We start from the raw sequence: 3,506 nt of genomic DNA on the forward strand, positions 1-3,506 counted from the left end.
GTGCCGCGAAGGGGCCCCGCGAGATCGGGCAGCGGGGGCAGCCGGGAGGGGTCGGGGAGCCCGCCGGAGCGGGAGACGGACCACGCCGCGCGGGCCGGCAGCCCGCTCGGCGGGGGTGTGCCACGGGCCGCGCGGCCCGGCGGACGGACGGATCCCTGGGGCGGCGGATCGCCGCCGACGACGGCCGCGGCGGAAGCGAACCGGTCGTCGAGGCTGTCGTCCTCGGCGGCGGGGCCCGGACCGTCCGCGGTCCGGCCGTACAACTCCGCCCACCAGGCGTCCTCTTGTCCCTGATCCCCCAGCTGACTCATGCCCATATTGTCCACACTGCTGGGCATACGGGAAGAGTGCACACGAGGCCCCTCGCGGGATGATGGCGGGAGTCGCAACACGGTCGTGGGGAGGGGTGTCACGTGCCCGGTGCCATAGGTCCGGCCGACGTCGAGGGTGAGGAACGCGGAAGACTCGCAGGACAGCGCAGGCAGGAGCGGCCGGAGGGCCGGCCGGGCGGTCCCGGCGCGGCGGTCGAGGCGGTGACCGGCGTGGAGGCCGTGGCCCACCGTCTGGCGGGGCTGCGACGGCGGGCCGTCGAAGAAGTGTGCGCACTGGTGAAGGACGGTCCCTGGGTTGACACGGACGGCTCGGGACCGGCCGTCCGGCGCCGGACGGTCGTGGACGGCGCGGGGCACCCGGCCCCTCGCCGTCTCCTCACCGACGCCGCCCCGGGCTTCGGTACGCATCTGGTCCGGGTCGCCGACCGGGTGCCGGCCGAGCTCTTCCTCGCGGACCGGAGCGAGGCGCTCCTCGTCCTCCCCTCCGGGAGCGCGGGGCCGGCGGCGCTGGTCGTCGGGGCGGGAGAGCTGCTGGATTCGCTGGCCGCTCTGTTCGAGACCGTCTGGGACGAGGCGCGCCCGCTGCCGCCCGCCGAGGACGCGCCTCTGCCACCCGCCTCGGACGCCCCCGACGCCACGGACCTGACGGTCCTCACCCTGCTCCTCTCCGGGCTGACCGACGCGAGCGTCGCCAAGCAACTGGGACTGGGGTTGCGGACGGTGCAGCGGCGGGTGAAGCGGCTGATGGAACTGGCCGGGGTGACGACGCGGCTACAACTGGGGTGGAAGGCGGCGGAGCGGGGCTGGACGACGGGAGGCCCGGCTCCGGGCCCGGAACCGGCGCGAGCGCGAACGCCGCGGCCGGCGCGGGCTCCGGGGCCGACGCGAACAACGGCGCCCCAACGGCCGTCCGTGGCACGGACCTGAGCAGGAGGCGCAGGAGTAAGCGTGGGCGTGGCCTAAGGGGCGCGCGCTTCCGCACACGCCCCCACGCCCCCTCCACGCCCACCGCCGCCTCACACCCCCGGCAGACCCTCCTGCCCCGGCAGACCGCCGTCCTGCCCCGACCGCCCCGCCTCCAGGGCGAGCAGCAGGCGCTTGCGGTCGAGGCCGCCCGCGTAGCCGGTGAGCGACCCGTTAGCGCCGATGACGCGGTGGCAAGGCCGCAGTACCAGCAGTGGATTGGCGCCGATGGCGCCGCCTACCGCCCGGACGGCCGCCCGGGGAGCGCCGACGCGGGCGGCCAGTTCGCCGTAGCTGGTCGTGGCGCCGTAGGGGACGGCGTCGAGCGCGTCCCACACCCGGCGGCGGAACTCAGTCCCCTCCACGGCGTACTCGAGCGCGAATTCCTTCGCCTCCCCCGCGAAGTAGGCGGCGAGCTGGCGCCCGGCCTCGGTGAACGCGTCCGGCGCGCGCCGCCACTCCGGGCGGACGGTGACGCCGTTGCGCTGGCCCGGGACGGAGAGGGAGACGATCGCGGTGCCGCCCGGGGCGGTCGGGGAGGGCCGGCCGGTGAGCAGCAGGGGGCCGAGGGGACTGTCGATCTCGGTGTACAGCGTCGGAAGCATCGGGTGCCGTCCTTACTCCCCCGCCTCGGCGGGCGTGTGGTTCCAGAGGTGGTGCAGTGCGTACGAGCGCCAGGGCCGCCAGTCGTCGGCGGCCTCCGGTCCGGTGCCGAGGGCGGCGAGCCCGTGGCGGACCCCGGCGTCGCCGGGGAGGAACACGTCGGGGTCGCCGAGCGCCCGCATCCGGATGTAGCCGGCGGTCCAGGGGCCGACGCCGGTGAGGGCGAGCAGCCTCCGTTCGGCGTCGTCGCGGTCGGCGCCCGGGTCGAGCCGGACCGTGCCGTCGGCGAGGGCCGCCGCCACGGTCCGCAGGGCACGCCTGCGGGCCTCCGGCATGCCCGGGTCGTCGGGGCCGTCGAGACCGGCCTCGGCGAGGACGCCGGGCTCCGGGAAGACGTGGGTGAGCGTGCCGTCGGCCACGGGCAGCGGGGTGCCGTGCGCGGCCACCAGCCGGGCCGCGAGGCGGGCCGCGGCCGCCACGGACACCTGCTGGCCGAGCACGGCCCGGACGGCGAGCTCCTCCGCGTCCGCCGCTCCCGGCGACCGGAGGCCGGGCCGGGCGGCGACGAGGGGACGCAGCCGGGGGTCGGCGCCGAGGCGTTCCGCGACGGCGTCGGGGTCCGCGTCCAGGTCGAAGAGGCGGCGCATCCGCTGGACGGCGTTGGCCAGGTCGCGCAGGTCGGTGAGGTGCAGCCGGCAGGCGAGCCAGGCGCCCCGGCCGCCCGCGCGGCCGTTCCCCGCGGGTGGTTCCTGGACTTCCGCGATGCCCGTGCCGTAGGGGAGGCGCAGGGTGCGCCGGTAGACCCGGGCGCCCGGGGTGCCCGTCATCTCCTCGATACCGGTGATCACCCGGCGTTCCAGGAAGTCGAACACCTCGCGTGCGGCGTACGGCCCCCGGTGGGCGAGCCGCAGCGGAACGCCGGCGGGCGCGCTGCCCCGGGCGGCGGCGGCCCGCTCCCGCTTTCCCGTGCGGGCCTGGGCCCGGAGGGCGGTCGGCGTCTGGGCGTAGATCTCACGGATGGTGTCGTTGAACTGCCGCACGCTGGCGAAGCCGGCCGCGAAGGCCGTCTCGGTGACCGGCAGGTCCGTGGTCTGGAGCAGCACCCGCGCGGTGTGCGCGCGCTGCGCCCGGGCCAGGGCGACGGGCCCGGCCCCCAGCTCCTCGGTGAGCTGCCGGTGCACCTGCCGCGCGCTGTACCCGAGCCGCGCCGCGAGCCCCGCGACGCCTTCCCGGTCCACCACGCCGTCCGCGATCAGGCGCACCGCCCTGCCGACCAGATCGGCCCGGATGTTCCACTCCGCCGACCCCGGCGCCGCGTCCGGCCGACAGCGCCGGCACGCCCGGAACCCGGCCCCCTGCGCCGCCGCGGCGGAGGGGTAGAACCGGACGTTGACCCGCTTCGGGGTCACGGCCGGGCAACTGGGCCGGCAGTAGATCCCGGTCGTCGACACGGCGAAGAAGAACTCACCGTCGAACCGGGCATCGCGGCTGCTCACCGCCTGGTAGCGGAGGTCGTCGGGGTGGGGTGCCGTTGTCGTCACGTGTTCCAGTGTGCGGGAGGGTGCCGGGGTGGTCTGGCGGAAATCGGACGCGGGGTTCGGCGGGGGC

The 3,506-nt window shown here is 76.8% G+C and carries 3 protein-coding genes and 1 pseudogene; 1 reads left to right on the forward strand and 3 read right to left on the reverse strand.

Going from position 1 to position 3,506, the window contains the following annotated elements:
• Window positions 1–311, reverse strand: a pseudogene (locus ACSNOK_RS31790) (protein phosphatase 2C domain-containing protein); the annotation flags it as partial.
• 102 nt (window positions 312–413) lie between these two features.
• Between ACSNOK_RS31790 and ACSNOK_RS31795 the strand changes: the two are divergent.
• Complete coding sequence (locus tag ACSNOK_RS31795; protein WP_436784259.1) at window positions 414–1,259, forward strand: hypothetical protein; 846 nt, start codon at window positions 414–416, stop codon at window positions 1,257–1,259.
• An 89-nt stretch (window positions 1,260–1,348) separates the two neighbouring features.
• Here the strand turns inward: ACSNOK_RS31795 and ACSNOK_RS31800 are convergent, their stop codons facing one another.
• Both ACSNOK_RS31800 and ACSNOK_RS31805 read right to left on the reverse strand, forming a co-directional pair.
• On the reverse strand, window positions 1,349–1,900 hold the full coding sequence (locus tag ACSNOK_RS31800; RefSeq protein WP_436784260.1) for a methylated-DNA--[protein]-cysteine S-methyltransferase: 552 nt from the start codon (window positions 1,898–1,900) through the stop codon (window positions 1,349–1,351).
• Window positions 1,901–1,912: 12 nt separating this feature from the next.
• Window positions 1,913–3,439, reverse strand: a complete 1,527-nt coding sequence (locus ACSNOK_RS31805) for a DNA-3-methyladenine glycosylase 2 family protein (protein WP_436784261.1) — start codon at window positions 3,437–3,439, stop codon at window positions 1,913–1,915.
• Between the last annotated feature and the right edge of the window lie 67 nt (window positions 3,440–3,506).

It is taken from the genome of Streptomyces sp. URMC 126, from assembly GCF_051386555.1.
Classification (GTDB): Bacteria; Actinomycetota; Actinomycetes; order Streptomycetales; family Streptomycetaceae; genus Streptomyces.

Bases quoted from the DNA above. Each gene is read 5' to 3' on its own strand.
- ACSNOK_RS31800 (WP_436784260.1), bottom strand. From the start codon at position 1,900: ATGCTTCCGACGCTGTACACCGAGATCGACAGTCCCCTCGGCCCCCTG.